Consider the following 24,448-nt stretch of genomic DNA (forward strand, 5'->3'; position numbering starts at 1 on the left):
GTACCCAATGTAATCGAAAAACCGACCACAATTGGCTGAAGAGTATCCATGTTGCCCTCACGGTTTAGTTCCTGAATTTATGTGTTTTGTGTCCCCTGCCGGCGGTAATCCGAGGGGGAGACGCCGGTCTCCTTCTTGAAAATCCGGTTGAAGGACCGGTAATTCTCGAAGCCGATGGATTCGGAGATTTCGAAGGTCTTGTGGTCGGTGGTGAGCAGCAGCAGCTTGGCCTGTTCGATCCGCAGGCGGGTCAGATATTGGACAAAGCTCTCGCCGACGGCCTTTTTGAACATGGAGCTGAAGTAAGGCACGCTGTAATTGATCGAAGCCGCCAGCTCCTCCAGCTTGTAGGGATAGCTGAGATCTTCACGCATCTGTTGAATGATACGCGTGATGGAGGCATCGATCTTCCGGCCGCCCTCCTGAAGCTGCTGAAGCTTGCGGAAATAATCGCAGGTGATCTCATGTACGGAGTTGAACGTCTGGCAGAGCTCGATTTGTACACGCAGCTCCGCTTCGAGGTCCGCTCCGCCTTCCGCCCCAATTACGTTATGGCTCATATCCAGGAAGACTCTCAGGTACAGGGACTTGATCTGCTCCGGGTCCCAGGCTTGCTCCATGGCCTGACGGTGCAGGGATTGGCGCTCCTGTTCCAGAGCGGCTGTGCTGAGATGCGGCTCCAGCAGCGCTTTCTTCAGCACCTTGCTCCAAAAACGGCTCTGCGGCTCGGGAATCCGCTGGAAGCTGGAGAGCTGCCCCCACTCCCCGATGCCGATAAGCTCATTGCAGCGGTAAAAGAACGGATACGGCGCCGAAGCCAGCCGCTTCAGCGCCTCCGGCCGCTCCTCCAGTCCCTGGTCGAAGCTGCACAGCAGGGCGATGCAGCTCATCCGGAGATTCGCGGCCAGAGACTCCAGCACCTGCTCCAGGAAGCGGGGTCTCTCCGTCTTCAAGCTGTCGGTATACAGGGCCAGAAACCGCCCTTTGTCTAAGGCGATAACCTTATGCGGGCCTATGCTGCCGAGCAGCTCCTTCAGCACATTGACCCCGGCGAATTGCCACAGCTTCAGCTCCTCCAGCTGGTCGATCGGGAAGCGCAGGGAGTTGCGGTCCAGCTCCAAGAGCAGGGTCATGAAGCCCTGGCCGTGAAGCGGAAGCTGCGAGTCGGCAAGACTGCGCAGCCATTTGGCTTCAGCCGCCGGGCTGCGCAGCATGTCGAGGAACAGGCTCTGCTCGATCTCCACTTCGCTGAGGCGAACCTGCTGCTCCAGCTGCAGGTAATTGTCCCTCGTCTCGCCGCGTGAATCCGCCAGAACCGCCAGCTCCTCCATCGTCCGGGTCAACAGGCCCGGATCAGAGAGGCAGTCATCCTTAATCAGATAGGAGGCTGCCTTCAGATGAATGGCCTGCTGGGCATAATGGAAGTCCTGATGGCAGGTCAGGATAATGATCTGCGGCGCACGGGCCCCGCTCCGTTCAATCTCGCGCAGCATTTCCAGCCCGTTCATGCCCGGCATCGTGATGTCGGTAACAATCAGCTCAGGCTTATGCTGCAGGAACAGCTCCAGCCCGTCCCGGCCATCCTCGGCTTCGCCGACAAGGGTGAACAGGTCAGCGCGCTCCTCAATGAAATGCCGAAAGACCGTTCTTGCCGGAATCTCGTCCTCCACAAGGACAACTCTATAGTGATTCATGATGCTCCTCCTTAATCAGAACGTTACCGGACGGCAGCAGCATGCGGATGCTCAAGCCTTCGCCCGGAGCGCTTGTGAGCAGGATCTGTGTCTCCGCTCCGAACAGCAGCTTCATGCGCATCCATACATTCTGCAGTCCGATGTTCTCGGCAGACTCTTCCTGCTGGAGATGGAGCTGCAGCTTCCTCAGCTCGCTCTCTTCCAGACCGATCCCGTCGTCCCCGACTTGTACAATAATATGGCTCCCGCCGGGACTTCTGTATACACGCACACGGATATGCCCTTCCGGTGCCTTGCGCGGGAGAATGCCGTGGAATACGGAGTTCTCAATCAGCGGCTGCAGACCCAGCTTCGGAATCATCATGCCCCGCAGCGGCTCCTCAATGTCAGCCTCCAGGTGAATCTGGCATTTGTAGCGCATATTCAGCAGCCCGACATAATCCGCCAGATAATCAAGCTCCTGCTGGAGCTGCACCGTCTGCTCGAAATTCTCCATCGAATACCGCAGCAGGGCCACCAGCCGTCCCATCAGGGAGTTGATCTTCTCATAATCCTTCATCATGGCGAACATGCGGATCGTATTGAGGGTATTGTACATGAAATGGGGGTTGATCTGCGACTGCAGCGCCCGAATCTCCAGCTTGCGCTTCAGATCCTCCGAATCATGCAGGTCTGCCAGCAGATCCTGAATGCGGACAGCCATGGTATTAAGCATCCTGCCCAGATCCCCGATCTCATTATTGGCGAAATGGGTGACCCGGGCCTCGAAATTCCCTTTTTTCAGAGCATCGACCTGCCGCTTCACAGCTTGCAGAGGCCGGTAGAGCTGATATCCGAAGCCGATCACACAGAGCGCCCCCAGACAGACCAGTATCAGCAGAAAATAAGTGACCGTCCGGCGGATAATCTCGGCGCTGGCCGTCAGCTCCTTGGACGGAATCTCCGAGAGTACGATCCACTTGTCATAGGTGGAGGTTTGTTTGACAGAGACAATAGAGGAGCCTGCCGCGAACTGATCCGGGCGCTTCAGCTCCTTCCAGCGCTTCAGAATCTCCTGCACCCGCTGCGTATCCGCCTGCTTTTCCAGCTTGCTGGTCGTGGCAATGGTCAGGCCGTCTTCTGTCAGCAGGGAGATGGAGCCCTCGCTCCCCAGCTGAATATTCTCAATCTGCTGCTGGTATTGGCTATTGTTCATGGAGATCAGCAGCACGCCCTTCAGGTCCTTGTATAAGTCGAAGGGAACGCGTGAGATATAATAGGTGGACGAATGAAGGATAGCCAGCTCAGGCAGCGAGTGCTTGTCCAGAAAAAGATTCGGCCGTCCCGAAGCCAGGTAGGCTTCAATCAGCGGCCGGTACGGGGACTCCTCCAGCATGGCCGGGGCTTCCGTGGAGGAGAGGACTTCTCCGGTGACAGCGGAATAGACCTGCAGTCCCTCCACATTCCCGATAATAGCGGAGGCGCCGCTGAGCACGGAGATCAGATCCTTTTTGCGGACCACCTCTTCAAAATATTGGGCCGAAGGCGAGACCAGCGCACTTTGAATGGACGAGATCCGCGAGTATTGCTCGCTGAGCTCCCGCAGCCGGGTCATGGTTAATTCGATCCGGTCCACGACCTGATTGACGAGTTGGGCGTTCAGGCGGTTCACTTGCTGTTCCACTGTCGTACTGGATACGCTTACAGAGATGAATGACAGCACAATCAGCGGAACCACCGAGATGGCGAACATGACCACAATCATCTTGATATAGAAGCTCCGCCGCAAAAAGCTGAAAAAGGGTGAATTCATAGAGTCACATCCGTTAAAGGTTTTGGACTTCGGATACCGGGCAGGCTATCCTATACAGATTATAGTACATTGGAGAACAGGGAGATACCTGCGGCCCGGCAAATCTTAAAAATGGTGACACTTTGGCTGGAATCCGGCATGTTCTTAAGCTCCGGCGTCTTCTATAATCCAAAGTGTAAGGACGATGTAAACGCAACCAATACAAGCAAATGGGGGATGACAATGAGTTACAAGAGAAAGCTTGTACCGCTTATGGCTACAGCGGCGTTAGCCTTAACTACACTGGCGGGCTGCGGCGGAGAAAAAAATTCAGCGGCAGGCAGCACAGCGGCACCGGAAGGCGGCACACCAAGCGGCGCGGCTAGCAAGCCAGCCAGCATCAAGGCCATGACGATTCTGTTCGGCAATCCGCCGGAGATGACGAACAACAAGGCGCTGGAGGATCTGGAGAAGCGCGGCAATGTAGATCTGAACGTAACCTTCGTGCCATCCGAAGCCTATACGGATAAGCTCTCAGTAGCGGTATCCGCCGGAGATTCCTATGATCTGCTGCTGATGGATGGCGGCAAGGACGATAAATTCAACAACCTGGTGAGAATGGGCGCTTTTCATGACCTGACGCCTTACCTTGCGAAGACCAAGAATATCAGCCAGATTGATGAGGTGGTCTGGAACGGGGCCAAGATTGACGGCAAATCCTACGGGATTCCCCGGCCGCGCGGTCTCTACGGCGGAGGTGAAGCCAATATCCTGATCCGCAAGGACTGGCTGGATAAGTATAATCTGCCGGTTCCGAAGACCATGGATGAGCTGACGAATGCGCTTGCGGTGTTCAAGGAGAAGGACCCTGCGGGCGGCGGCAAAACCATTCCGTTCACAATCTACGGATCAGACGGTGTGAACAGCCCCGGGCCGTTCTCGGGTGTCCTCCCGCTCCAGTATGCCTTTGGCATTCCTAACGTATGGAAGCTGGATGGAGACAACGTAGTCCGTGATTTCCAGACGCCGGAATACAAGGCCTTCCTGGAGTGGCTGAGAGATTCGTGGAGCAAGGGCCTGATCGACAAGGATGCGCCTGTACTGAAGAACCAGGGGCAGGCGCGGAGTAAGTTCCTGGCCGGTACAGCGGGTGCTTTTGTCGGGAATGTCAGTGATATTGTAGAGACCAACGTAGAGAAGCTGAAGCAGACGGACCCGAAGGCCGAAATCGCGATTGTCGATGTGCTTGAAGGCGCGAACGGACAGAAGGGCGCTTCTGTACTCTCCGGGTACTACGGACTCTGGGCGGTTCCAAGCTCCGTACCGGAGGATAAAGTGCAGCAAATTGTAGACTTCCTTGATTTCACGGCCTCCGAGGAGAATGTAGCGTTCTCCAAAGCGGGTGTCACCGGCATTCATTCCAGCGATTTCAAGAATGGGGTTGCGGTGCAGACCGAGGAGCAGAAGAAGCAATATGAGCTGGATAAGCCGAACAATTTCATCCTGGAGAACCGCGCAGATCCATATGTATACGCGAACTCCAAGGAGCCGGACATTCTGGCGCTGCAAAAGGCGACTCTAGATACGATCAGCAAGATCGGAGTGGAGAATCCGTTCCTCAGCTACAACTCACAGTACGCCAGCAAGAATCCGGACAGCTATAAGAAAATGAGTGCAGTAATGACGAAGTATGTGCTGGGCGAGGGAGCCTGGGAGGATGTGCAGAAGGAAATTGATGCCTGGACTAAGGGTCCGGGGGTGCAGATCACCAAGGAACTGCTGGACCAGTATAAAGCAGAGCATTCCACGAAGTAAAACAACACAATACACAGAGGCAAAGGAGGGGGCTTTCCCTCTCCACTTGCCCAATCGGATAAGGAGGTTTAGCCCGTGCAGAGAGCTTTACGCCCCAAACGGTTTCATCAGCTATGGCCCTTTTATTTATTGGCAGCACCGGGTATTCTCTACTTTCTCACCTTTCATTACATCCCGATGACAGGACTTATTCTGGCCTTTAAGGAATACAGCCCGTTCAAGGGCATGATGGACAGTCCCTGGGTGGGGCTGGATAATTTCAGACAGTTTTTCGGAACCTCCGATTTCTATATGTTGCTAAAAAATACGCTGTTGATCAGTCTGCTGAATCTGATCATTTATTTTCCGTTCACTATCTTTCTCTCGCTGCTTCTGAATGAAGTGCGGCTCAAGGTGTTCAAGCGTGTCTCGCAGACCATCGTGTATCTGCCCCATTTTCTCTCCTGGGTCGTGATTTACGGGATTACGATTTCCTTCTTCGGGCCTTCGGGGGTCATTAACCATTACCTGGGCCAGTGGTTCGACGGCAGTGCAAATTTCCTGGTAAGCAACGAATGGTTCCGGCCGCTCGTCATCTTCCAGTCCATCTGGAAGGATGCGGGCTGGGGTACGATTATCTTCCTGGCGGCACTGGCGGGGATTAACCCTGAGCAGTATGAAGCAGCCAAGGTGGATGGAGCAAGCCGCCTGCAGAGCATCTGGCATATCACGCTCCCCGGCATCAAGGGTACGATTGTGATTCTGCTGCTGCTCCGTCTGGGCTCCTCGATGGACTCCAACTTCATGCAGATCTTCCTGATGACCAATAGCCTTAACCTGGATGTCTCCAATGTCTTCGATCTGTTCGTCTACCATGTCGGTCTGGAGCAATTCAATTACAGCTTCGCGATTACCGTAGGCATGTTCAAATCCGTTGCCAGTCTGATCCTGGTCCTCGGGGCCAATTATGCGGCGAAGCTGCTGGGTGAGGAAGGCATATTCTAGAACTAGAACAGGAGTGGAGAGGTTATGAAGCTTAAGGCAACCTGGTTTGATACCATTATTGTAGTCATCATTTGCTTAATCAGCTTGCTGGTTATTCTGCCTTTTCTATATATTATTGCGGTCTCGTTCAGTCCGCCGGGAGATTCGATGGCCGGGAATTTCTTCATCTGGCCCAAGCACTGGACACTGGACGCCTACAGCTATCTGCTGAATGCGAATACGTTCCTGACCTCTGTCAAGAACTCTGTAATTATCACGGTGATGGGCACGGTGCTCAGTCTGTTTGTCTCGATTACACTGGCTTATGCGCTGTCGAAGAAATTTCTGCCCGGACGCCGGGTCATGCTGCTGGTTATTTTCTTCACGATGATCTTTCACGGGGGCATGATTCCGAACTATCTGGTCGTCAAAAATCTGGGCCTGATCGATTCCTACTGGGCGGTAGTGCTTCCGGCAGCCTCCAGTGCCTTCAATATCATGGTCATCCGCTCCTTCTTCCAGAGCCTGCCTGAGAGTCTGGACGAAGCGGCAAGAATTGACGGGGCGGGGGAATTCCGAATTCTCTACTCGATCGTGCTGCCGCTGTCCAAACCGATTATCGCCACGTTCACCCTGTTCTTCATGGTGCAGTTCTGGAATGAATTCTTCTCGGCGGTTATCTATCTGAATGATACGACGCGCTGGCCGATTCAACCGCTCCTGCGGCAGATGGTCGCGATCAGCGCCTCCAATATCTCAGCAGAGGCGGCGGTGGATGCCTCGCTTGCGGCCAACCTTGGACCTAATGTCCAGAATGCGGCCATTCTGCTGGCGATGCTGCCTATTGTCATGGTGTACCCGTTCCTGCAGAAGTATTTTGCTAAGGGTGCCATGCTGGGTTCGATTAAGGAATAGACATTTAGGCGGATGAATCCGCAAATATAAAGGTGATGATAGAATTGACCATGAATTATAAAGATCTGCGGCACAATCCCGCATACACGAAGCCGCAGCTATCGGCTGGAGAATTCTTAAGCACAATGCTGGACTTGACCAGACCGGAGCTTGCCGGTGTAGCTGCGAAGCTGGACGTAGGCGATGTCCCCGGTGCACGGGATGCTTATCTAGGTGTCATTGCAGCGGGTAACAACGGGAGATATTACTTTGATGTGAAGGATGTTCCTGGGCTTACGGCGTATGCCGCCAGCCATTACAGCGGAGAAGAGGAGGCGCAGCAGGATATTGCCGAAGCGGACCGGATTGTGGAGGGAGATATTCCCCTGTTCAAAGGGAAAAGAGTGCTCTTCCGGCACGGAAGCTATGACTGGAACAGCTGGCTGTTCGACAGCTCGCAGTATCAGCTGCATCTGACCCGGTTCGTCTATGTGAAGCGCCTGTCCAGAGCCTATGCGCTGACCGGGGATGACAAATACGCCAGATGCTTCAATGATATGATCAGCCATTTCATTGACGATAACCCTATGCCGGTGGATGGTACGTTCCGGGCGGAGCACTCGACCTGGGACCCCCTCTCAGCGGGTGTGCGGATGTTCATGCTGCCGGAAGCCTTCATTACCTTCTTCAGCTCTCCGGCCTTCGAGCCTGAGGTGAAGCTGAAGCTGATTCAGTCCTTCCAGCAGCATGGGGAATATGTGCGCAAATATCATGCCGGCGGCGGGAATCATGTCTGCATGCAGCTCCGGGGGCTGACTCAGACGGCGCTGCTTCTGCCGGAGCTGAAGGATTCTGCTGCGTGGCTGGAATACGCCGGACGGAAGCTTCCGGGATACATCCTTGAGAACGTCTACCCCGACGGGGTACAGTTTGAGGCCAGCCCGAATTACCACCTGATCGTCATGCGCGAGCTGTACGAACTGGTGGTTCTGTATCAGAAGCTCGGCATCGATTCCGGAGAATACAGGGAGACGCTGGAGAAAATGTATGTCGTCACGATGCATCTGCTGGCACCGGACGGGCAGCTGGTTAAGTTCGGCGATACGGATGTTCAGGTCGTCAGCGAGCTGCGCAACGTCATGAGCCTTGGCGCTTACCTGTACCAGCGGGGGGACTTCAAGGCGCTGGGACATGAGCGGCTGCCATTCTCCCTGTTGTGGAGAGTGGGGCCGGAGGCTGCAGCGGAGTATGATCAGCTGAAGGCCGTGGAGCCTGTGGAGACGGCCGCCTGCTTCCCGGCAGGCGGTTATGTGACCTCGCGCCAGGGCTGGAGCCCTAACGATATGTACATGGCGATGCGGGCAGGTGTCGGGATCGGCGGGCATGCGCATTCCGATGCACTCAGCCTGGTGCTCTACGCCGGAGGACGCGAGCTGCTGGCGGATTCGGGTATGGGCTTGTTCGAGTGGAACAAGGAACGTAAATATACAGTCTCGACCCGTGCCCATAACACTGTGGTTGTAGACGGTCAGGACCAGCATGTGCGCAGCTTCCACTGGAATACGCCGCCTACGGCGAGCAGCAGAATCTGGGATACCCAGTTCAATGAAGCCTATGATTATGCTTTTGCAAGCCAGTACGGATATACCCGGTACGAAGATCCGGTGGTTCACTCCCGTAAGGTGCTGTTCGTCAAGAACAGCTACTGGCTGATTGTGGACCTGTTCGAAGCAGAAGGGCAGCACCGCTATGAGCAGTACTTCCACCTGCCGCCGGGGGCAGCGGCCTACGATTCGCTCAGCACGGAAGTGGTCTCGCAGCTGGAGGGGGCCAATCTGCTGCTGAAGCCGCTCCCCTCCGGGCTGGCGGAGGACCGGCTGGCGCTGGAGCAGGGCCTGATCTTCAAGCAGGGGCACTACAGCGGGAATCCGGTAATGAAGCGCGACCTGACCTTGACCGGGAGCGCGGCGATCGTAACCCTGGCCGTTCCGTTCGGAACAGCGAAGCCGCAGGTGAATGTAGAACGGCTGCCTGTCCGGCAGCAGGGGGATTTGCTCTCCGTGCACGAGGCCACCGCGCTGCGTATCGTGATGGGGGACCGGGTGGACGACATTTTCCTCTACCATAAGAGTATTGATGTCACCAGCTACCTTGACCATACCGGCAATAGTATCTCCGAGGCGCTGCTGCCCCGCAAGACGGAACCGGAAGGCATCGCGTTTGCCGGAGGCAGCTATAACCGGGATGTTATTGTCGTTAGCGGTCATAGAGAATAGCACAGCACGAATAAGTAACGCCCCTCCCGAACCGGTGAGGGGCGTTGCTTATTCATCTAATATACGCCCTCGCTCTTCCGGGGATAGCTTGGGGCAAGTGCTGCAATACTCTCCGGCATCAGGTCCAATCCTGATCCGGTAGGCCAGGCAGCAATGCTTGCGCAGATAGAAGGGACGGCCTTGCAGCTTCGGATGCTCATACCGGCGGAATCTTACAGATAATTCATTTCGTATCTCCGGCTGAAGCAGGGTAGAATAATCCTGGCCGATGATCCGGCCACGCTCCTCTGAATCCCAAATTCGCCTGTCCGTCAGCAGCCATCCATACAGGTTATGCAAATTATGTGCAATCAGCGACCACATGACTTTCTCCTTAGCTCCCGTATACCCTGATACAGCCTGGAGCACCTGCCGTAAATGTGCCAGCAGGCGATCCATATAGCCGGCAAGGCAGGCTTGACGGACTTCCGAAGGATTAGCAGGCCATTTGTCCGTGGCTGCCGTCTCCGCTTCATACTGCATCATTCCTGCATCCGTTAGCCTGAACCGTAAAGCGCCGGGCAACAGAGAGAGCGGGGTATCGAAGAGAGTGATGGAGGCGGCCAGTCCCATGATCAACACCGAGTACCTTTTGGCAAATAAAGTTCCGACCACAATTCCTCCAGGCTCCCCAAGCTGAACCGATTGCTTGCCGATAATGAGCGGTAGCCTCTCTGCATCCAATAGATCTTCTGTACTGTAAGGAAAAGAATTATTCCTGTCCTCCGCGACAGTCACGGCAAAATGCTGCTGCATGAAATCTTGTATCCACTGGCTCCCAAAAGGTTCAGCGCTGCTCATGGCTCCATCCATGCCATTATTTCATCAATAATCTCGCCCCGGCCGATAACCCCCCAGCCCTTGAAGAGCCAGAAGGAATCGGTCTCATGAACCTTTCCTCCCTGTACGGCAGGGATGTTCTTCCAGAGTGCGCTGGCCTGCATGTTGTCCAGGAAATCGCGGGCATTGGAATCCACCTCAAGGACGATAAAGTCTGCCCCCAGCTCCGGTATTTTCTCCAAGGATAGATCAACTCTTTTCTCTTCCGGCGTAAGTGCGGCAGGTTCGAACCCGAGATCCTGATAGAGTAATGCATTGGTTGGATGACCTTGTTGTGCGTACACTTGGAGTGTCTTCTCCCGTACACGGAGGTAGGCGAGTTTTTTGCTGTCCAGCGCTTTGATTTTCCCGCTGGCCTGGACCGTTTTCTGTTCCAGTTCAGCAATTTTTTCCTTCGCCAGGTCCGTCTTGTCATACATCTCCGCAATGGTTAGCAGGTCCTTGGTCCAAAAGGAAGTATCGTCGCCATAATCAAGCCATTCATTTCCAAGAACGATGGTAGGGGCGATTTTGTTCAGCTGCTCATACGAATTCTCGGCCGTCCGGCTCTCAATAAGAATCACATCCGGATCAAGCAAGGTAATGGCCTCAAGGTTGGGATTATCCGCCGAACCTACGGTTTGTACACCCTGCAGCTTGTCAGCCAGATAGGGAAGATACTCTCCTCCGTACCGGACCTCTGTGTTCACGCCGGAAGGCTTCTCTCCGATAGTCAACAGATGATCTATGTACTCTGCTGTGAGAACAACGATCTTATCGATTTCGGACGGAATCACAGCTTCTCCCTTAAGGTGGGTAATTGTGCGTGTGCCCGTTTCCGCAGCCCCCTGATCGCTGGGTTGGGAGGCGGAGGGACGCGGTTCTTCAGAAGCCGGTTGTGATTGTCCTGCTCCATTGCTGCAAGCCGCCAGGATCAGCAGCAGCACGGCAAAGAGCATGAACTGGAGGGATTTCATTCGCTTCATTTATTTCTTAGTCTCCTTTGTGCAATAGATAATAATAATCATTATCATTATGATAGGAGAACGATACATACTTTTCAATGGATTATAACCCTGTGTTGGCGTGGATAATTCTATCGGCCGGCCTGCTAATCCGGGATGCAACATACGACATGGCCCACTTTCTGCCTGAGGGTCCGAGTGTTTTGAACAACAGATCTCCGGCATCGAATACCCGGGACTGCTTCACTGCATCCAGGGAAGACCATTCTCTGGACGAGAGCAGTGCTTCCAGCCGTTGTCTCGATTCCAGGGTAGGGTCCGCAGCCAAGAAGATGGTTCCCGGGTTATACCCGGGAAGCTCATGAATCTCGAAATCCATTGCTTCAGTCTGCTCACGGGTTGAGGGGGGCGGACTCAGTCCAAGATCTTGGTATAGCAGAGTTCCTGTCTGATTGGAGGCGCCGTACAAGCGGTAGAATTCAGAGCTGACTCTGATAAAAGAAACGGTGGGCAGCACATCCTGTGCCTCCAGCTGTGATCTAAGGAGGTGCTTCTGCTCTGCGTAGCGGTTCATCCAGTCGTCAGCCTGCTGCTCTCTGCCCAGAATACGGGACAACCTTGACAATTGCTGCTCCACATTATCGGTATGCTTAAGAACAACCGTCGGTGCGATGGACTCCAGTAGCTCGCCTGGTAACAGGCGGTCGCTCCCAATAATCAGATCAGGCTTCACCCGTGCCAGCTCTTCATAATTCAACCGGGAACCGTTCAGGCGGACAATGTCCTGCTCCAGTATACCGGAGTGGGGAAGGCTGTGATTTTTTGACACCCGCTCCCGGTAAGACAGCGCAGCCACTGGCGCTAATCCAAGTGTCATCAGGTAATCATCCAGACCATAGTAGAGAACAGCAATACGGATATGATTATTTTTGAGGTAACCGGCCGGTGCCACGCCTTCCGATTTTTTGAACACCCGGCTAAAATAATGTTCGTCCTTATAGCCCACTTCCTTGGCGATCTGCTTGACCCGTTCAGAAGAGAACAACAGCTGCTTGGCCCTTTTTATCCGCTCCTCCATTAAATAAGTCATAGGAGTCTTTTCTGTAAGCTGCTTGAATGCTCTGATAAAATGATTGGTACTTAAGCCCGCCATTAGAGCCAGTTGCCCAACTTTAAGCTCTTGGTTGTAGTTGTTCTTCATGTGGGCAAGCACAATGTCCATCCCTACAGCCTTGTCCTGCACAATACGCTTACTTGGTTGAAGGAGCATCGCGAGCAGCTGCTGCAGCCGGTATTTGGCGTGCAGGATATCCTCCGGGTCACGGGTACGGTGAAAGGAGCTCATTTGGCTGGTGATCTCTGCAGCCTGTGGATGGGCGGAAGCTTCAAGCTTCCCGCTAATTGGAAATACCGGAGGGTGGAGCTGCTGTTGCCTGCGATTTTTACGAAGCTGGATACAGGAGAAGAAAATGATCATATAACGCAGCGGTTCTGCCGTCAGCGCTTTGCCTTCCACCGAAGTTTCGGGCAATAACAAAAAGAAGTCTCCTTTATTCGCCGTAAGCAGCCTCCCATTTAGGATAATCTGCCCTTTACCTTCTGTAACATAACACAAGGCATGGTGGTGAAGGATCCTTCGGGGCAAAGACTCCCCCTCTGCAAATCTTCCGTAATAGCTGTGTACGCTTGAAAAAAACAAGCGCTCCAGCCTGAATGCTGTCTGCGGTATTGTGGATAACATGCGTACCTCCTCGTTCGGCCGGAAAAAAATAGCAGATCCTTTCAAGTCTCGTAAATAATATCCCCCGTCTCGCTCAGGTCATAGCTGTGAATCGAGCTTAGTTCACTGCGGAACGCTTCCGAGCGCAGAATATCCAGAATGGCGTTAATCCAGACTTCATTCTCCGGCTTCTTCACCATGACCAGATCGTAGCGCTCGCGGATCAGCGGAATGAAGTCGATGCCGTCAATGATTTTGGCGGCTTTCTCGGTGCCGATGCCCACATCCGCCCCGCCTCTCGCCACCAGGCTGGCTACTGCCAAATGGCTGTTCTCTTCATTAGTGTATCCGTTCAAGCGGGATGACGGGATTCCATGCAGGCGCAGCTGTTCATCCAGAAGCACCCGGGCGCCGGAGCCGCGCTCACGGTTGATCAGCGTCACTCCATCCTGCCGGAGGTCTCCCCAGCTGCGGATGCCCAGCGGATTGCCCTTCTGCACATAGAAGCCTGCGCTGCGAGTTAGCAGATGCACTACTATATAGGAGAAGCCTACGAGCAGCTTGCGGATATAAGGCAGGTTATATTCACCGCTGTCGCCGTCCAGCAGATGGGTGCTTACAATATCTGATTCGCCCTGATACATGGCAATGAGGCTGTCCAGACTGCCCGCATAGGAACGGAGCGGCCGGGTGGACGGCAGGGTCCGCTCCAGATGAGTCGCCAGAATATCAAGCGACATATCCTGCCCGGTAATGACTACATTTACACCACTGCTCTTCATACTGTGCGGCGGCGGGGAGGCAAAGGCCTGATAAGGCGCGGCGAACGGGAGGCCCGTCTGCTGCGATGGCTGGGCCTGCGGCAGTGCAGCTTCGGTCAGCCCGCCCCCGGGCAGCGGATTCGCATAAGCCCCGCTGTTGCGGGAATTTTGCTTGTATTTCTCCAGATCGGAGAGGTCAACGCGCATCTGCTTGCCGACACGGTAAGAGGGAAGCTCGCCCTTTTTAATGAGATCATAGACCTTGAGCTTGGAGATTTTGAGCAGCCGGGCGATTTCCTCGGTTGTATAGGAAGTATTATCGGTCATGTATTGTACCCTCCTGGGGGATGGACTGCGGCAGATTCACAAATAGCCATATTATGATAGCCTTATTATGCTCAAGACTACCTTATTTTGTGAACCTGTGCAATCCGGGGAGGCCCCCTAATAGGTTATATGCCGGTCCGTCTTCGCCTGCTGTACATCGGATAACTCAATCAGCTCCGAGACGGTAACGAACCTGAAGCCCTGCTTCTTCAGCTCAGGCAGAATAATCTTCAGCGCTTCCTTCGTCTGCGACGGCCCATGGACATGGTCGTGGAACAGGACAATATCGCCGCTCTTGGCATTGCGGATCACCCGGCTTGAGATGTTCCAGACGCCGGGGCGGTTCCAGTCGCGGGTGTCCTGATGCCAGGACCACAGTACGGGCTTCAGGCCCATGCTGTTAGACACATCGATCAGAGTCTCGTCATACATTCCGCCCGGCGGTCTGAACAGGCTGCTGTGTCTGCCGGATATCTTCATAATTTCCTGCTCCGTCAGTGCGAGCTCCTCCTGAATCTGCTTCCCGGAGATCGGCCTTTTGAAATAGACATGGTTATAGGTATGGTTCGCCAGCTCATGTCCTTCATTAATTACGCGTCTGGCGACATCGGGATAAGCGGCGATCCGCTTGCCAATCGCAAAAAACGTGCATTTCGCTTGATACTCATGCAACACCTCCAGAATGCTGTCCGTCTCCAGGGGGTCCGGGCCGTCATCGAAGGTCAGCGCAATTACCTTCTGGCTGGTGCGCACTTCCCAGATCATATCGCCGCGCTCCTCATAGTAGTAGCGGTTTTTTGCCTTGTTCGGACTGCCCAGGGCCAGATCGGAAGGGCTATGTATCAGCACTAGCGCTGCAAGAACTGCGGCGGTCATTCGGGTGGCTGTTCTCATGGCTCTCAGATTCACTCCACACTTGTTTTTATAAGCGGTTCCTGCTGCTTAAGTCTTAGAATGCTCTATCCCCCTTGGTTGCTATGCATTTATAGCAGCCCGCAAGGCGATTTGCATTTTAGAGTGAAAGTTCCGGCGGAAATGACTTATAATAAGTTACTAAATACAGATCAAGGAATAGGGGCAGCGGAGATGACACTGATTGAACAAAGAGAGCATAGACAATATCCCGAAATCACGAAGCTGGAGACCTCCAGAGCCGCATATGAACGCGACTATTCGCGTCTGATCCATTCGCCGACCTTCCGGCGGCTGCAAGGCAAATCTCAGGTGTTTGGAGCCGGAACCGGGGATTACTACCGGACGCGTCTGACCCATTCGCTGGAGGTGGCACAGATTGCCCGTGAAGCGGCCAAAAGCCTGCTGCGTTCTTACCCGGAAGTAGAGACAGGAGCCGCGGAGAATCCGGGCCTGGTCATTGATCCGGAGGTAGTGGAATGTGCGGCCATCGCCCATGACTTCGGTCATCCCCCATTTGGACATAAGGGAGAAGAGGTGCTGGACAACCTGCTGGAGAAGCTGGTGACCCGCAAGACGGTGGAGGCGGTGGCCAAGTCCGGCGCTGGTCCCGTTCAGCAGCAGACGATTCATGAGAGCATGAAGCGCAAATATGAGCATTTTGAAGGCAACGCCCACAACTTCCGCCTGATCATGTTCCTGGAGAAGCGTGAGAATATCGACGGCCTGAACCTCTCGGACGCGGTGCTGCTGGGCATTAACAAGTATCCTTTTCCCGGGACGGTACTGAAGAAGGGGATGTATCTGCACGAATGGGAGTATATCCATGAGATCCGCACCCAGTGGGGAATTCCGGCAGGCAAAAAGACGCTGGAAGCGCAGCTGATGGACCTGTGTGACGATATTGCTTATTCGGCGCATGACCTGGAGGACGGTATCAAGGCCGGGAAGATTGAGGTACATGAGCATTTCATGCATGACGACTATATCCAGCGGCTGATTGTGGAGAAAATCACCACGCTTGAGGATGCCTTTTGGTCCGGCTGGAACAAGTCTGCGATCCGCTTCAAAGTGGAGGAGGTACTGAGTTCATTCCTGCGTGTCTGGAAGGAGAAGATGCCTACCTGTGAGAATGACTATTCCCGTACCCGCCGTGAAGTCAAAGCCTATTGGGTCAGTACCTTCGTCGCCAGCCTCGGCGTGATTGGGGACGGGGACTGGAAGAAGGTTACCTTCATTAAGGAAGGCAAGGAGGATGAGGACATGCTGCGGACCGTCAGTGTGCTCAAAAGCTTCGCCTGGGTAACGATGATCCGCGATTTACGCGTACAGCGTCTGCAGAAACGGAGCGAGTGGATACTGCGGCGGCTGTGGGAGGCATTCCTTGATCCCGAGACATCCCGGAGTATCATCCCTTCGGACTGGCTGCAGCGGTTCGAGAAGGACCAGAAGTCGGCCAGACCGATTTGGACCTGGGAGCATATGGTGACGGATTATATTGCCGGAATGACTGACGCTTTTGCCGAGAAAATCTACAATGAGCTTTACGGACTGAAGGTCGGCTCGATATACGATCTGGATTAGACCCATATAGTGGAACACTTACCTGTCCGCCGCCCCGGCTGGCAGGTAATACCTTACATCGGGAGAAACATGTAAATTTTTAATCGTCTGCTGCCGAAATAGTACATACAACCTATTTTTTTTTGCTTTTTTTTATGAAAATAAATGTAATCAGATGGAAAATGGTGTAAACATCCAGACATTATCAAGGGGGCACACAGGTGTGGGTATAGGTCAGCGACTGAAGGATCTGTTAGGAAAAGGGAGAAAGGGAGCAGACAAGGAGCAGCAGGCAAGTCTAATCCAGGGCAGAAAAAGCATCGGCTCCAAGATAGCCTACGGTTATGCGGCTCTGGCTGTATTCGTTCTGATCAGCGGCGGAGTATCGCTCTATCAAATGAACGGCATGCAGAATAATACCGGGAAGATCATTAATCACATTATCCCCGAGTTGAATAAAATTCATAATGTCAATTACCTCACAGAGCATGTTATGGCGCTTAGCCTGCAGCATATCCTGAGCACTGACAGTGCGGACAAAAACGCCCTTGCGGAAGAGCGGTCCGAATACATCCGCAAAGTATCGGACACCTTTAAGGAGTATAAAGCCAACCTGACAGGAGATCAGGAGCTGAAGCAATTACAGTCGCTCGTCGGGAAATGGGGCGAGTTCCTGACGGTCAACAATCAGGCGATCCTGCTCAGCAGCTCCAAAGACGAGAAATTAGCTCTTGAGGTATCGCGGAAGGGGATTGACGCTTTTAATTCCATGCAGGTGGATCTGGATGCGCTGGTAGCGCACAGCCAGAAGGATGCTGAGAATGAGGGTGAAATATCTGCGCAAATTTTCAATACCTCAGTGACTTTAAATATCGTGACTGTACTGGTTGTGCTTCTGATGATTGGCTTGACTAACACGGTTATCCGCAGAACGATCATCAATCCGCTGAAAAGGGTAACTGCGCAGCTGCAGCAGATCTCCAGCGGGGATCTGACGGCCGAAGAGACGCTGATCCGCAACAAGGACGAGATTGGCCTGCTCGCCAAGACAGTGAATGAAACGAACCGCACGCTGCTCGAAATGGTCAGTCAGATCAGAAATGTATCCACTATTATTTCGGAGCAGGGCGATGAGCTGATGCATCGAATTGCCGATACGAAGGAAGGCAGCAGCCAGATCGCGCTGACGATGGAAGAGCTGGCCACAGCGTCCGGAAGCCAGGCCGAAGCAGCGGTGGATGCCTCCAAGGCGGTGGAGGAGCTAAATACGTTAATTGAGAATTTTGCCGGCAGAGGTACGGATCTCTCCAACCATTCCGAGCAGGTACGGCAAAAGGGTGAAAAGGGCCGGTCGCTTATGGAAAGCTCCGTGGCGCAGATGAACGAGATTGCCGATGCGGTCTCGCAGTCCATGGATACCGTAGAAGAGCTGAACCGCAAGAATGAGGGGATCTTCCATCTGGTGGGAGCCATCCGGAGCATCTCGGAGCAGACTCATCTGCTGGCGATCAATGCTGCCATTGAAGCCGCACGGGCCGGTGACAGCGGACGCGGCTTCGCCGTTGTCGCACAGGAAGTACGGAAGCTGTCAGAGGATGTACAGCGGACAGTATCGGAGATTACAGAGATTACGCAGGGCATCCAGCTCGACTCCAGAACCATGGTAGAGCAGCTGCGCGGCGGGGTAGCCAAGACGGAGCAAGGCAGCCGGCAGATTGTGGAGACCGGTGATGCGCTGGCAGAAATTAACGGCTCGGTCCGCATGATGGCGGTGACCATCGACGAGATGGGCCAGGACCTGCAGCAAATGACCGGTGCCAGCGAGACTATGAACGAGTTCAGCCAGCATATCTCGGCACTCTCCCAGGAATCCGCGGCAGGTGTCGAAGAGACCTCTGCTTCTGCGCATGAGCAGCTCAGCTCAACCACTGCCGTGGCTAACGGCATCTCAGAGCTGAAGCTGCTGCTTACGGAGCTTCGGGAGTCGGTGAGCCGATTTAAGGTGTGAGGGGGATAGATTGAAGCGGTAAAATTTCGGGGATTAGGGATACGCCGTGACTGCAGAGAATGTTTGGACTTCCGGCCGCTGTTGTTCCAGGATTTCTTGGATTGAACCGCAGTAGCGGTTGAAATCCGGGAACAGCTGATGCTTCCGAAGCTAGCTTTCCTGCGGAAAGCTTTCAGGCGGACGCTGTCGCTCCTACAGTTCCAAACTTCTCTTCCGCCACTGCTCCCTAATGGGGAAATTTCAAGTTCAATCTATTTAGGGATGGAAGTATATAAAGAGCCTCTGCTTAGTTCAGCAGAGGCTCTTTATTATGCGTGAATTCGTGAATCGCGGAATCATTGAATGAACTGAATTGCTGAATTTAGTTGAAAGAGTTGAACGAGCTGAGCATGTATCGACATGTGGTGCTGGTGATGCTGTTGCTGATATTGGTGCAGGTGCAGGTGCAGGTGCAGGTGCTGGTGCTGGTGCTGATGTTGGTGCTGGTGCTGGTGCTAATGAGTTCGCTTGGAATCCTGCACAATTTGCAACATTTACCTGATCAATATGAGGTGAATGAGAGAATGTTGTACAAATGTCAGCAATTCTTATCCAGTTGGCAGATGAAGGGGACAATTCCTGCATTTCATGCAACAATCTTCTCGAATAGCCCAAATTGGCGATACCCGAGTTGCAATATGTGCAACATTTGGCCGCAGGGGAACGTTAAAACTCTAAACTGTGAGTCAACCCGCCAAGCTACGGCCTGCCTGCCAACCCCCTAGCTCTACAACCCGCCAGCTCAGCCGCGAAAGGAACTTAATACTGGCGGCTGTAGTCCACCAGGTTGCGCGAAGGCTTGCCGGATTCCAGGTAGGCCTTCATGTTCTCCACGAAGATGTCGACCACCCGGTCGGCATAGCGGTCGGTTACCCCGGCACAGTGAGGGGTGATGATGACCTGCTCCATGTCCCATAGCGGGTGGTCCTCCGGGAGCGGCTCGGTCTCGAAGACATCAAGGCCCGCTCCGGCCAGCTGGCCGCTATTCAGTGCGGCGATCAGGTCGTTAGTATGAGTGGTCACGCCGCGGCCAATATTAATATAGTAGGCCCCCTGCTTGCAGGCGGAGAAGACTTCAGCATCGAACAGGCCCCGTGTCTCATCTGTGAGAGGCAGCGTGTTGACTACGAAGTCCGCTTCACGGACGGAATCCTTCAGTTCCCTAGTGGTGAAAATCTGGTCGAAGCCCTCCACCGGCCGGCCGGAGCGGCTGACACCGATTGTCTTCATCCGGAAGGCCTGGGCGATTCTGGCGGTCTCGCTGCCGATCGCTCCGGTTCCGGCGATGACGATCGTCTTGCCGGTCAGCTCGCTCTCCTGCCCGTCCGAGTGCCAGCGGCGGTTCTGCTGGTTACGGATGGCCGTGTGCATGTTACGTGTGAACATCAGCATGAAGCTGAGGATGACGGCAGTAATCGGTTCCGCATGCACGCCGCTGGCGTTCGTCAGCAGAATTTCGCGCTCTTTCATGGCTTCCAGCGGAAGCTTCTCTACACCGGCGGACCAGGCTTGTACCCAGCGGAGCGGCGAGCCCTGGCGCAGCACGGTGTCACGGATGCCTTTGCCCCAGCCGATAATAATCTCTGCGCCGGCGAGCAGATCCAGATCAGGGTTTCTGGAATCTCCCAGGGTGAGTGTGTACTTTGGTGCAGCGGCCCGGATCAGCTCCTGTTGAGCAGAGGAGAGCTGCTGCATACAAACGATGGATTTAGTCATGATGGTTCCCTCCTGTTCTACATTTCAGTAGAGAAATGGACGATAAGTATAGATAAGCATAACAAATCTGCCTGGAAAGGTGAAATTCGCATGAACCATTTGGACCCGGAGCAAGAAGTAGAGCGCCTGTTCGTTGCCGTGCCGCTGCCTGATAGGCTGCTTGAATATCTGAAGAATGAGTCTGCCCGTGTGTCGTCCGGACTTAAATTTGCGAGATGGACACATTTTAAAGATTTCCATATTACGCTGCAATTTCTTGGAGATACCCCCAGGGAAACTATTCCAGCTCTCTATGAGGCCTTATGGACGGTTGCACGCTCAAGTAAAGGCTTTCAATTGAAGCTCGGCGAATGGGGCACCTTCGGTCTTCCAGACTCGCCAAGAGTGCTCTGGGCGGGGGTTTCCGGAGAATTAGAGCCGCTGAAGGAGCTGCAGCAAAAGGTGGTTTCAGCGACCCTTCCCTTAGGTTATACTCCAGAGATGCGAACGTACAATCCCCATTTGACGGTGGCCCGCAAATATCGCGGAGAAGATCCGTTTACGCTGGAGCGGCTGGGAAATTTACGGATGGAGAAGCACCCCTCGGACCAATTACTTCCAGACATAGGCTGGACGGTAGATGCTTTTGTGGTGTATGCTACCAGGATGCATGCCATTCCTATGTATGAAATGACTGAAAAATTTACATTTTTCTAAATATAAAATCGACAAGAAAGTTTTCAAAGCTTCCATTTTCGGTTACATACAATAGGAATGTGCCGTAAAATAGGAGGTAAAACATGTTGATTTTCAAACAGAGCCGCTATATTGCGCTGCTGGTTGGTGTAATCCTAGTGTCTTTCTCAGCGATAAGTTTGATGAACCCCGAAGGAACTGCTGCTACCGGGGAGAATGTAATAGAAATGGGTAAGCTGAAGTCTGCAAGCCATCAATCGGTAGAGCAGCTTATTCCGCAAGCCGTATCCGTCCTGCATAGGACAAGCCATTCAGCTGAAAATAGTACACCCATGCTCTTCACCACAGCTGCCAAGCCGGTCCATACCTGGACCCGCACGGTGAGTACAGGATGGTTAAGTCCCGAGAAGCTGCAGCACAAGAATGCGGCTAAGCCGGCTTCCATTGTGACTAAGCCTAAGGTAACTGTGGTGAAAGCATCGCCGCCAGCGGCGCAAGCGCTGAAGATCGCGGCAACGGGGACGAAGAGTGTGAAACCAAGCAAGGCTGTAACTCAGCAACATCCCCCCGCAACATTGTTCTTCTCCCGGACCAAGCTACTACCCAAGGAGCATCAAGCTGAAGCTACCTGGAGCTACGCCGTATCCGGAGAAGACCTGCATCTGCTGCAAAAAATCGTCATGGCAGAGGCAGAAGGCGAACCGTACAAGGGCAAGGTGGCAGTTGCCAACGTTGTTCTAAACCGGCTGCGGTCAGCCAATTTTCCCGACACGATCAGAGAAGTCATCTATCAAAAAAGGCAGTTCAGTCCTGTGGCAAACGGGCGTCTTAAACGCGTGAAGCCCAATGCGGACAGTATTAAGGCTGTGAACGCAGCGCTTATGGGGGTTAAAGAAGTTACGGATGATACCTATTTCTTCCTGTCGCTGACGCTGGCACAGGATCTTACCGTACATCATTCACGGACACTCGCGAAGACCATCGGCAATCATACCTTTTATAAATAATAAGGGTTCTTCCGTAAACAAAAAGATCTTATGCACCAGACGCTATACGTCTATTCAGTTACAGCTATTTGACGCAGCCGGAAGACACAGCCGTACTGCTGGCTCCGATGCCTTGTCAGGTCCGCGGCGCGAAAAGAACCTCCAGCCCCATTTCTATGGGCTGGAGGTTCTTTTGCACCTTCGTATGAATATCAGGATAAGGGCTTATGGTGTGACATAGACGGCTTCTTCTCCCCGTACCTTGGGCGGAGGGGCGCTCCACGCCTCGGAGAAGACGGCTTCCGCAGCTGGCTTGCCCAGCATCTTAAGAATGGTGGCGGCGCAGTGCTGCGGCTGCTGGAGGTCCGGAGAGGTCTTGCGCTTCTGCGGTCCTCCGAATCCGGCATATTCGCTCAGGAGCATGGAGAACCATTTGTCCACGACGCCCGGAGCAAGCATCTCGGCGAGTCCCAGCTCGACAAAATACTGGCTGTTCTTCTCTTCCTGGCCGGGGATGGCGTTATAGAACAGCATGGGAATACCTTTGGCCTGGCCTTCCGTGCAGGTCATTCCGCCGGGCTTCGTGATCAGCAGATCCGAGGCATCCATCAGCTTGTTGATCTCGCTGCTGTACCCAAGAATCCTTACGTTGGGATGGTTGAGCAGGGGGTTGGCCTGCATTTTGGCTATAGCCTTGTCGTTGCTGCCCATACAGAAGATAAGCTGGATCTCATTGATCCGGGCAGTGAGCGAGTTCATAATATCCTTGCCGAACATCAGGCCCCAGCCGCCGCCCATAATAAGCGCAGTCGGGATGTCAGCGAGCCCCAGCTCCTTACGCAGCTTGGTCTTACCCTGGGACTCCCAGAACTTCGGATGCACGGGAATCCCGGTCACCGTTACCAGCTCGGAGGGTACGCCGCGTCCCGTAAGAATGGATTTGACCCTGGAGGTCGATACCAGATACCGGTTGGCTTCCGCATTCACCCAGCTGCCGTGGGCATCATAATCTGTAATCAGCGTATAGAACGGCACATCAAGACCCTGGCGCTTGAGTCTGGAGATGACCGCAGCAGGAATCGGATGAGTACAGATAATCAGATCCGGCCGCAGCTGCTCAATGACCTGAGAGGCATGGGTATAAAAAATCCGGTGAAGGGCCAGCTTAGTCAACCGGTTCAGTGATTTATGATATTGGGTCTTATACATCATGCCGACCAGCTTAGGCTGGCTGCTGACAGTTTTGCGGTAAGCGGAAAGAATCCAAGGAGCGACCGTAGGATTCAGGAATTTTCCGAGCTCGAAGACCCGGCACTGAACATCAGGGTTCAGCAGTCGTATTCCTTCAGCCAGAGCATAGGCTGCCCCTGTATGGCCCGTGCCGAAGCCTTCCGAAAACAGCAGTACTCTTTTCTTTCGCATAAGTTCACCTGCAACTTTCCATTATAGGTAGGTTTGTTAGATAGCTTCATAAGTCCGTCTGCGGTTACTCGCGTACATGCTTCTCCTAATATTATACTAGGGATTTTGCTTCTTTTCTCACATTATACAAATAAGACGTAAATAGAAAGTTAAAACACTGCAATAAAATAAAAAAAATCAGCAAAAGTATTGCAAAGACATAGGCAAAGTGATAAAGTTGGTCTTGACCGAGTGACCGGATTAGTAAATTGGTCAGAACGGGAGTTATAGACGATCCTTCAGGAAAGGGAGTGTATGAATGGCTGTGGTAGATCGAAGGCAGCAGGTGCTTCAGGCGGCGACGAAGTCTTTTTCATTATTCGGGTATAAGGCAACAACGATGGATCAGGTCGCCAAGATTGCCAATGTCGGCAAAGGGACGATTTACACCTTTTTTACGAACAAGGAACAGTTATTTGATGAAATCCTGCGGGACGTCATCATCGAGATGAAAATGATCGCCGAGCGGGAGATTAGGCGTGATAAGCCGTTTTTTGATAATCTGCACCGTGTGCTGGATGCCCTGCTGGAATTTCGTAGCGAACACGAGCTATTCATCAAGCTGTCCCAGGAGAGTCTGGACTTCGGAACGCCGCAGGCTGGTGAAGGACTCGACAAGATCGAGAGTGTGGTGCTTGAATATCTGGAACGGGAGGTGGAGCAGGCCATTCGTCAGGGGGAAATCAAACCCTGCGATCCCCAGATTGTGTCGGTGGTAATGTTCAGGCTATATATCGCGCTTACTGCTGAACTGAGCAAGGTACATGTGCCGTTGACCAAAGAACAGATCAAGCATTATTTTCATCTGTTTTTGGCAGAGGGGCTGTCACAGTAGAAGTTAAGTCCGGTATAGGGATGGCGTTTCGCACTGCTGCGCTTTCCCTGATTGGAATGGATGGGCTGAGGCGGATGGTACTGAACAGGATAGCCCCTTTTTTTTGCCTTTGATTGACCGAATGGGGAAAACGGTCATCTGGTGTTACTGTAACATTCACGAAACTATCATTTCAAAGCAAGTCATCGTATTTTACAAGAGAGAGCATA

19 protein-coding genes are annotated in these 24,448 nt (G+C 53.4%); 10 read left to right on the top strand and 9 right to left on the bottom strand.

All coding sequences use genetic code 11. From position 1 onward, the window contains the following. Window positions 1–77: 77 nt before the first annotated feature. A complete protein-coding gene (locus tag MKZ07_RS28740) occupies window positions 78–1,694 on the bottom strand; it encodes a helix-turn-helix domain-containing protein (RefSeq protein WP_076157100.1) in 1,617 nt (538 codons plus the stop codon). After that, window positions 1,681–3,486, bottom strand: coding sequence for a sensor histidine kinase (locus tag MKZ07_RS28745; RefSeq protein WP_076157103.1), 1,806 nt, complete (start codon window positions 3,484–3,486; stop codon window positions 1,681–1,683). Before MKZ07_RS28745 ends, MKZ07_RS28740 begins: the two co-directional genes overlap by 14 nt. 222 nt (window positions 3,487–3,708) lie before the next feature. On the opposite strand from MKZ07_RS28745, the gene MKZ07_RS28750 reads away from it, so the two are divergent. The 4 genes from MKZ07_RS28750 (at window position 3,709) to MKZ07_RS28765 (ending at window position 9,413) form a co-directional block, all read left to right on the top strand. Continuing rightward, window positions 3,709–5,280, top strand: coding sequence for an extracellular solute-binding protein (locus MKZ07_RS28750; protein WP_162174450.1), 1,572 nt, complete (start codon window positions 3,709–3,711; stop codon window positions 5,278–5,280). Between the two features lie 75 nt (window positions 5,281–5,355). After that, complete coding sequence (locus MKZ07_RS28755) at window positions 5,356–6,264, top strand: ABC transporter permease (protein ID WP_076157105.1); 909 nt, start codon at window positions 5,356–5,358, stop codon at window positions 6,262–6,264. A gap of 24 nt (window positions 6,265–6,288) precedes the next feature. Next, window positions 6,289–7,158, top strand: a complete 870-nt coding sequence (locus tag MKZ07_RS28760; protein WP_341028956.1) for a carbohydrate ABC transporter permease — start codon at window positions 6,289–6,291, stop codon at window positions 7,156–7,158. 50 nt (window positions 7,159–7,208) lie between these two features. Beyond that, the gene (locus tag MKZ07_RS28765) at window positions 7,209–9,413 is read left to right on the top strand and encodes an alginate lyase family protein (protein WP_341029798.1); all 2,205 of its coding nucleotides are present in this window, start codon (window positions 7,209–7,211) and stop codon (window positions 9,411–9,413) included. A 48-nt stretch (window positions 9,414–9,461) separates the two neighbouring features. Here MKZ07_RS28765 and MKZ07_RS28770 read toward each other — a convergent pair whose 3' ends face one another. The 5 genes from MKZ07_RS28770 to MKZ07_RS28790 form a co-directional block, all read right to left on the bottom strand. Continuing rightward, window positions 9,462–10,253, bottom strand: coding sequence for a hypothetical protein (locus MKZ07_RS28770; RefSeq protein WP_341028958.1), 792 nt, complete (start codon window positions 10,251–10,253; stop codon window positions 9,462–9,464). Next, window positions 10,250–11,257 carry an ABC transporter substrate-binding protein gene (locus MKZ07_RS28775; protein ID WP_076157116.1) on the bottom strand — a complete coding sequence of 336 codons (1,008 nt, stop codon included), beginning with the start codon at window positions 11,255–11,257 and terminating at the stop codon, window positions 10,250–10,252. The genes MKZ07_RS28770 and MKZ07_RS28775 overlap by 4 nt, the downstream gene beginning before the upstream one ends. A gap of 82 nt (window positions 11,258–11,339) precedes the next feature. After that, a complete protein-coding gene (locus tag MKZ07_RS28780; protein WP_076157119.1) occupies window positions 11,340–12,977 on the bottom strand; it encodes an ABC transporter substrate-binding protein in 1,638 nt (545 codons plus the stop codon). A gap of 41 nt (window positions 12,978–13,018) precedes the next feature. Continuing rightward, entirely contained in the window at window positions 13,019–14,044 is a 1,026-nt protein-coding gene (locus MKZ07_RS28785; protein WP_076157121.1) for a substrate-binding domain-containing protein, read from the bottom strand. A 117-nt stretch (window positions 14,045–14,161) separates the two neighbouring features. Beyond that, on the bottom strand, window positions 14,162–14,938 hold the full coding sequence (locus MKZ07_RS28790; protein WP_036693668.1) for a polysaccharide deacetylase family protein: 777 nt from the start codon (window positions 14,936–14,938) through the stop codon (window positions 14,162–14,164). Window positions 14,939–15,130: 192 nt separating this feature from the next. On the opposite strand from MKZ07_RS28790, the gene MKZ07_RS28795 reads away from it, so the two are divergent. The 3 genes from MKZ07_RS28795 (at window position 15,131) to MKZ07_RS28805 (ending at window position 19,291) form a co-directional block, all read left to right on the top strand. Then, window positions 15,131–16,540, top strand: a complete 1,410-nt coding sequence (locus MKZ07_RS28795; RefSeq protein WP_036693670.1) for a deoxyguanosinetriphosphate triphosphohydrolase family protein — start codon at window positions 15,131–15,133, stop codon at window positions 16,538–16,540. 202 nt (window positions 16,541–16,742) lie between these two features. Next, on the top strand, window positions 16,743–18,527 hold the full coding sequence (locus tag MKZ07_RS28800) for a methyl-accepting chemotaxis protein (RefSeq protein WP_036693672.1): 1,785 nt from the start codon (window positions 16,743–16,745) through the stop codon (window positions 18,525–18,527). 389 nt (window positions 18,528–18,916) lie between these two features. Continuing rightward, window positions 18,917–19,291: a hypothetical protein gene (locus MKZ07_RS28805; RefSeq protein ID WP_341028963.1), complete on the top strand. Its 375-nt coding sequence runs from the start codon at window positions 18,917–18,919 to the stop codon at window positions 19,289–19,291. A gap of 34 nt (window positions 19,292–19,325) precedes the next feature. On the opposite strand, the gene MKZ07_RS28810 is transcribed toward MKZ07_RS28805, so the two are convergent. After that, a complete protein-coding gene (locus MKZ07_RS28810) occupies window positions 19,326–20,282 on the bottom strand; it encodes a D-2-hydroxyacid dehydrogenase (protein WP_036693676.1) in 957 nt (318 codons plus the stop codon). Between the two features lie 90 nt (window positions 20,283–20,372). Between MKZ07_RS28810 and thpR the strand changes: the two genes are divergently transcribed. Together thpR and MKZ07_RS28820 are read left to right on the top strand one after the other, a co-directional pair. Then, window positions 20,373–20,978 (top strand): RNA 2',3'-cyclic phosphodiesterase, encoded by a 606-nt coding sequence (gene thpR / locus MKZ07_RS28815; protein WP_341028964.1) that lies wholly within the window; start codon window positions 20,373–20,375, stop codon window positions 20,976–20,978. 83 nt (window positions 20,979–21,061) lie between these two features. Continuing rightward, window positions 21,062–21,964: a cell wall hydrolase gene (locus MKZ07_RS28820; protein ID WP_036693679.1), complete on the top strand. Its 903-nt coding sequence runs from the start codon at window positions 21,062–21,064 to the stop codon at window positions 21,962–21,964. Window positions 21,965–22,168: 204 nt separating this feature from the next. Here MKZ07_RS28820 and MKZ07_RS28825 read toward each other — a convergent pair whose 3' ends face one another. Then, window positions 22,169–23,365 carry a UDP-N-acetylglucosamine--LPS N-acetylglucosamine transferase gene (locus MKZ07_RS28825; RefSeq protein ID WP_036693680.1) on the bottom strand — a complete coding sequence of 399 codons (1,197 nt, stop codon included), beginning with the start codon at window positions 23,363–23,365 and terminating at the stop codon, window positions 22,169–22,171. A 298-nt stretch (window positions 23,366–23,663) separates the two neighbouring features. Here MKZ07_RS28825 and MKZ07_RS28830 point away from each other — a divergent pair, with 298 nt between their 5' ends. After that, entirely contained in the window at window positions 23,664–24,239 is a 576-nt protein-coding gene (locus MKZ07_RS28830) for a TetR/AcrR family transcriptional regulator (RefSeq protein ID WP_036693681.1), read from the top strand. Window positions 24,240–24,448 lie beyond the last annotated feature (209 nt).

Source organism: Paenibacillus sp. FSL P4-0338 (assembly GCF_038002365.1).
In the GTDB taxonomy this organism is placed as follows: Bacteria; Bacillota; Bacilli; order Paenibacillales; family Paenibacillaceae; genus Paenibacillus_AQ.

Coding starts and splice junctions, on each gene's coding strand:
- MKZ07_RS28740 (WP_076157100.1), bottom strand. CDS start 1,694: ATGAATCACTATAGAGTTGTCCTTGTGGAGGACGAGATTCCGGCAAGA.
- MKZ07_RS28745 (WP_076157103.1), bottom strand. CDS start 3,486: ATGAATTCACCCTTTTTCAGCTTTTTGCGGCGGAGCTTCTATATCAAG.
- MKZ07_RS28750 (WP_162174450.1), top strand. CDS start 3,709: ATGAGTTACAAGAGAAAGCTTGTACCGCTTATGGCTACAGCGGCGTTA.
- MKZ07_RS28760 (WP_341028956.1), top strand. CDS start 6,289: ATGAAGCTTAAGGCAACCTGGTTTGATACCATTATTGTAGTCATCATT.
- MKZ07_RS28765 (WP_341029798.1), top strand. CDS start 7,209: ATGAATTATAAAGATCTGCGGCACAATCCCGCATACACGAAGCCGCAG.
- MKZ07_RS28770 (WP_341028958.1), bottom strand. CDS start 10,253: ATGAGCAGCGCTGAACCTTTTGGGAGCCAGTGGATACAAGATTTCATG.
- MKZ07_RS28775 (WP_076157116.1), bottom strand. CDS start 11,257: ATGAAGCGAATGAAATCCCTCCAGTTCATGCTCTTTGCCGTGCTGCTG.
- MKZ07_RS28780 (WP_076157119.1), bottom strand. CDS start 12,977: ATGTTATCCACAATACCGCAGACAGCATTCAGGCTGGAGCGCTTGTTT.
- MKZ07_RS28785 (WP_076157121.1), bottom strand. CDS start 14,044: ATGACCGATAATACTTCCTATACAACCGAGGAAATCGCCCGGCTGCTC.
- MKZ07_RS28790 (WP_036693668.1), bottom strand. CDS start 14,938: ATGAGAACAGCCACCCGAATGACCGCCGCAGTTCTTGCAGCGCTAGTG.
- MKZ07_RS28795 (WP_036693670.1), top strand. CDS start 15,131: ATGACACTGATTGAACAAAGAGAGCATAGACAATATCCCGAAATCACG.
- MKZ07_RS28805 (WP_341028963.1), top strand. CDS start 18,917: ATGTATCGACATGTGGTGCTGGTGATGCTGTTGCTGATATTGGTGCAG.
- MKZ07_RS28810 (WP_036693676.1), bottom strand. CDS start 20,282: ATGACTAAATCCATCGTTTGTATGCAGCAGCTCTCCTCTGCTCAACAG.
- thpR (WP_341028964.1), top strand. CDS start 20,373: ATGAACCATTTGGACCCGGAGCAAGAAGTAGAGCGCCTGTTCGTTGCC.
- MKZ07_RS28820 (WP_036693679.1), top strand. CDS start 21,062: ATGTTGATTTTCAAACAGAGCCGCTATATTGCGCTGCTGGTTGGTGTA.
- MKZ07_RS28825 (WP_036693680.1), bottom strand. CDS start 23,365: ATGCGAAAGAAAAGAGTACTGCTGTTTTCGGAAGGCTTCGGCACGGGC.
- MKZ07_RS28830 (WP_036693681.1), top strand. CDS start 23,664: ATGGCTGTGGTAGATCGAAGGCAGCAGGTGCTTCAGGCGGCGACGAAG.